The 908-nt window shown below is 38.0% G+C and carries 1 pseudogene; it reads left to right on the top strand.

What is annotated here, in order from left to right:
* Positions 1-908 (top strand): annotated as a pseudogene (locus tag Q0893_RS19475) (hypothetical protein); the annotation flags it as partial.

Below are 908 nucleotides of genomic sequence, written 5' to 3'. Positions count from 1 at the left end.
CCAACGATGTACACCAATACGAGTACGCCACAGGTGATTTATGTACGCGTTACAAATGATATAACAGGTTGTTTTACGATTGTAAACTTTACATTAATAGTTAATCCGTTACCAGATGTTGTAGCTGTTACAGATTTTATAGCCTGTGAGTTAAACAATGATGGTATTTATGATTTTGATTTAACGACAAAAGATGCAGAAGTACTAAATGGTCAAGATCCAACGTTATTTACAGTAACGTATCATGCCACTCAGCAGGATGCGGATGATCTTATGAACGCTTTAGTAAGTCCATATACGAATGTAACCAACCCGCAACAGATATTTGTAGCGATTACAAATAACACTACTGGTTGCTCAATAAGCACCCCTAGTTTTAATGTAGAGGTTCAAGAGGCAGCAGAAGCTAATAGTGATATGGAGGCGATATTATACGAGATTTGTGATGATGAGATGGATGATGATAACGATCCGAGTAACAATAGTGCACAGTTTGATTTATCTACACAGAACGATTTGATTCTCGATGGGCAAGATCCAGCGAACTATATTGTAAGTTACTATGCAAGTGAGGCGGATGCAGAATTAGGCGTTAATCCATTACCGCTATTGTATGAGAACTTAGTAAATCCACAAGTGATTTGGGCACGAGTAGACAATGATACACCAGATGGAGCAGGTATGGATACCTCTATTTGTTATGCTGTAGCACCATTAACATTACAAGTTAATCCACAACCGGTATTTGATTTAGAGGACAGCTATATTTTATGTGTAGACACTAACGGTAGTGAGGTTCTTAACGCTCCAGTTTTAGATACAGGACTAAGTAGTCCAACCTATAGTTTTGTATGGTTTTTTAATGGCGTAGAGATTGTAGGAGCAACAGATGGTAGTTATATGCCAAC

Origin of the sequence: uncultured Psychroserpens sp. (assembly GCF_947494225.1) — a bacterium.
Classification (GTDB): Bacteria; Bacteroidota; Bacteroidia; order Flavobacteriales; family Flavobacteriaceae; genus Psychroserpens.
This window is presented reverse-complemented; position numbering and strand designations above follow the sequence as displayed.